3 protein-coding genes are annotated in these 3,825 nt (G+C 65.9%); all 3 read left to right on the top strand.

Going from position 1 to position 3,825, the window contains the following annotated elements:
• Positions 1-195: 195 nt before the first annotated feature.
• The 3 genes from RM96_RS28780 (at position 196) to RM96_RS28770 (ending at position 3,667) form a co-directional block, all read left to right on the top strand.
• Entirely contained in the window at positions 196-471 is a 276-nt protein-coding gene (locus tag RM96_RS28780; RefSeq protein WP_039015145.1) for a hypothetical protein, read from the top strand.
• Between the two features lie 169 nt (positions 472-640).
• Positions 641-862, top strand: a complete 222-nt coding sequence (locus tag RM96_RS28775) for a hypothetical protein (protein ID WP_039015144.1) — start codon at positions 641-643, stop codon at positions 860-862.
• A gap of 885 nt (positions 863-1,747) precedes the next feature.
• On the top strand, positions 1,748-3,667 hold the full coding sequence (locus RM96_RS28770) for a DEAD/DEAH box helicase (protein WP_039015143.1): 1,920 nt from the start codon (positions 1,748-1,750) through the stop codon (positions 3,665-3,667).
• Positions 3,668-3,825 lie beyond the last annotated feature (158 nt).

Below are 3,825 nucleotides of genomic sequence, written 5' to 3'. Positions count from 1 at the left end.
AGGAAATCGCCCAGATGCAGAGCGTCACCAACCTGAACGGCAACGGCTCGGCCTTCCTCGACCACGTCAAGTCCGACCTGCACACCAACCAGAACGCCCACAACAACATCTACGGCTGATGCCCGGCCCGCGCGGAGATCGAGCGATCTCCGCGCCCCCGATCACCCGCGACCACCAGCACCAAGGAGCACCATCATGTCATCGATCATCGTCCGCGATCTCGCCCTCAGCAAAGACCTCGACCGCGCGTCGCTGTGCGCCGTGCGCGGCGGCAATTCCTGGCTCAGCGGCGGCCTCGGCAACGTCGGCCCGCTGGCCAACGTCACCGTGAACGTCAACCAGAACATCGCGCAATTGCAAGCCATCAATGTGAACACGCTCAACAACGTCGGCAGCATCGGTCCCGGCGTCGGCCCGGTGCGCGTCAACGTGAACCCGGCGCAATGGGGCGGCAACTTTGCCGCGGTCTGAGCGCCCGGAGGCGGTCCCGCAGCCATGACGGCGGGACCATCGGTCCACCGCATCCGATGACCCACGCTCGCATCCGGCGGGCGTGCATGCCATCTGATGCGGTGGACTTGCACCTATACTGAAGCGGTCCCTCGGCCGCCCGGCCGTAGCCCGCATGACGGAGACAGCCATGGCAGTGATCGTCATCAAGGACTTGCCCGACAGCGTGGATCTCGACAAAGAGGCCATGACCACCATTCTCGGCGGCGGCCGCACCAGCGGCGCCCAGGGCTGGCACGGCCTGCGCCGCACCAGCGCCACGCGCATCGTCGACTATCCCGGCGGACTGCCGGGCAACCGGCACGTCATGCCGCAGGAACGTCCGCTCGGGAAGTTGCCGCGCAAGTCGTAGCACCGAGCGGGAATCCGCAGCGGCGCCAATTAGCATCGCCAGAAAATAGAAAGCCCGCCAAGAGATTGGCGGGCTGGTTGCGGACGGGCCCGGACCTTCTGGGTCAACGCGGTCAGCAGTTCGGTCATTCCTGGCCAAGCAGGCTTCCCATGATTCCGCCCATGACGCGGACGCCCATCCGGACCACCCGGAGAGTCGCAGGAAGACTGGCAGTGGCGACAATAACCGCAATGCTCACCGCGAGCAGCGATTCCAATAATCGCCGGAGAAGATCAGCAGGAACGTTTTTGTCCGCCCCATGCAGGCATTCTGATGCTCGCGCCTCCAGTATAGGTGGGGGTTCACGGCTTGCAACCCGGAGCGCGGCGGAGCCATGCGGGCGCCGCGTGGGATTCGGGCAGGTGCGCCGTCATGCCCTTTTGCCGGGGCTTCCGGCGAAATCAGGCGGACATATCCGGTTACTTTTTCGCAGTGCAACAAAACTTTCGCATTCTGCTATAATCCGCGCCGTGAGTTTCGCAACTGTGAGTTCCGCCACCCGCCAGGCAATTTCCCGCCACGGCGAATCCGCTGCCCTCCCAAGCTCTGTTTCCTCGTTGCCGGCAAGTACCGATCGCGCCAGCAGCCCAGCAGAACGCACCGCTCACCTGACGTCGCCTCGTCTCCGATCCTGTTGAACAGCCTGATTACCTGAGCTGTTTGCCTGCCAGGGACATGGCCGGCCCGATCCCGTCGGACCTGCCGCTGCCCTGCCTGCCGCCGTACTGCCAGCTGTGTCTGTCGTAACGGCCTCACCGATTGGCGCCGAAGCCTTTTTAAGACTTTGCACTGCGCCCACCCCTATTTGCGTTGCAGGGGTGCCATGCATTTATTTATCTCTACGACATGACCCAGCACGACACTCGTGCGGAGCAAGCTATTGCCTCCGCAACTGACGCTTCGATCACTTCCGCCGCCGCTCAAAGCCCGCTCGACAAGCTCGACGCGATGCTCAACAGCGAGGCAGCGACCGAAGCCGTTGCGGCAGAGAACGGTTTCGCCACGCTTGGCCTGGATGCGGCCATCCTGCGCGCACTCTCCGAACTGAACTACAACGTCCCGACCCCGGTGCAGGCCCAGGCGATTCCCGCCTTCCTGGCCGGCCGCGACCTGCTGGTCTCGAGCCAGACCGGCTCGGGCAAGACCGCCGCATTCATGCTGCCGGCCATCCAGCGCATCAGCGAGAAGGCCGCCCCGAACCGCCCGCGCCCGGAAGAGCCGGTCAAGCGCATGAAGGGCAAGCGTCCCCGTCCGTCGCCCGCGCAGCCTTCGCTGCTGGTGCTGACGCCGACGCGCGAACTCGCCCTGCAGGTGACCGAGGCCGCCGCCAAGTACGGCCGCCACCTGCGCCGCATCGTCTGCGCCAGCATCCTGGGCGGCATGCCCTACCCCAAGCAGCTCGCCATGCTGTCCAAGATGCCTGACATCCTGGTGGCAACGCCGGGCCGCCTGCTCGACCATATCGACGCCGGCCGCATCGACTTGTCCGCGCTGGACATGCTGGTGTTCGACGAAGCCGACCGCATGCTCGACATGGGCTTTGCCGACGACATCGACGCCATCGTGGCCGCCACCCCGGCAACCCGCCAGACGCTGATGTTCTCGGCCACGCTCGACCAGCGTATCGCCCAGCTCGCCTCACGCCAGCTGCGCGAGCCGCAGCGCATCGAAATCGCCGCGGCCAAGGCCGACCAGAGCCATATCGAGCAACGCCTGCACTTCACCGACGACATGTCGCACAAGGAGCGCCTGCTCGACCACCTGCTGCGCGATGCCGGCCTCAAGCAGGCGATCGTCTTCACGGCCACCAAGCGCGATGCCGATTCGCTGGCCGAGCGCCTGTCGGACACCGGCTTCTCGGCCGGCGCGCTGCACGGCGACATGACGCAGGGCGCGCGCAACCGCACCCTGACCGCACTGCGCCGCGGCAACCTGCGCGTGCTGGTGGCCACCGACGTGGCCGCCCGCGGCATCGACGTGCCCGATATCACCCACGTGGTCAACTTCGACCTGCCCAAGCAGGCTGAAGACTACGTGCACCGCATCGGCCGTACCGGCCGCGCGGGCCGCTCGGGCATCGCCATCAACCTGGTGAACCACAACGACATGTTCCAGTGGAAGCGCATCGAGCGCTTCACCAACCATCGCATCGACGCATCGGTGATCGAAGGTCTCGAGCCGCGCCGCTCGCCCAAGCCGCGTACCGGCTTCGGCGGCAAGCCGGGCGGCGGCCGCGGTGACTTCCGCGGCGGCAATGGTGGTGGTGGCTATCGTGGCGGCGAACGCAGCTTCGGCGACCGCAAGTTCGGCGGCGGCGAAAGCCGCGGCTTCGGCAACCGCGAAGGTGGTTTCGGCAACCGCGACGGCAATACCGCCGGCCGCACCTTCGGCGACGACAACCGTGGCTTCGGCAATCGCGATGCCAACGCCGGCGGCTATCGCGGCCAGCCGCGCAGCTTCGGCAACGAAGGCGGTGGCTACCGCGGCGGCAATGAAGGCGGCTACCGTGGCGGCAACAGCGACGGCAACCGTGGCTTCGGCAACCGTGAAGGCAATGCCGGCGGCCGCACCTTCGGCAACAACGAAGGCCGCAGCTTTGGCAACCGTGACGGCAACAGCGCCGGCTATCGCGGCAACAGCGAAGGCCGCAGCTTCGGCAACCGCGAAGGCGGCAACCGTGACGGCAACCGCAGCTTTGGCGGCGGCTTCGGCGGCAATGGCGGCAACGGCGGCCAGCGCAACGGCCGTTCGCGCTACGAGCGATAAGCCATGCAGGCGCTGCGTTGAGCAGTGCTTGTGAGCTTCAGCAAAAAGGGCACCCTCGGGTGTAATGCCGTTCAGTTAAGCGCTGAACGGCATTTTTCATTGTTAGCCGCAGAAGCAGTTGTAAACCGTGAGCCGCAATGTTAACTTTGCGGCGCCGT

The sequence above is a fragment of the Cupriavidus sp. IDO genome, from assembly GCF_000812465.1.
GTDB lineage: Bacteria > Pseudomonadota > Gammaproteobacteria > Burkholderiales > Burkholderiaceae > Cupriavidus.
This window is presented reverse-complemented; position numbering and strand designations above follow the sequence as displayed.

What these genes read in the sequence shown, in the direction of transcription:
- RM96_RS28780 (WP_039015145.1), top strand. Translation starts at nt 196, where the DNA reads ATGTCATCGATCATCGTCCGCGATCTCGCCCTCAGCAAAGACCTCGAC.
- RM96_RS28770 (WP_039015143.1), top strand. Translation starts at nt 1,748, where the DNA reads ATGACCCAGCACGACACTCGTGCGGAGCAAGCTATTGCCTCCGCAACT.
- RM96_RS28775 (WP_039015144.1), top strand. Translation starts at nt 641, where the DNA reads ATGGCAGTGATCGTCATCAAGGACTTGCCCGACAGCGTGGATCTCGAC.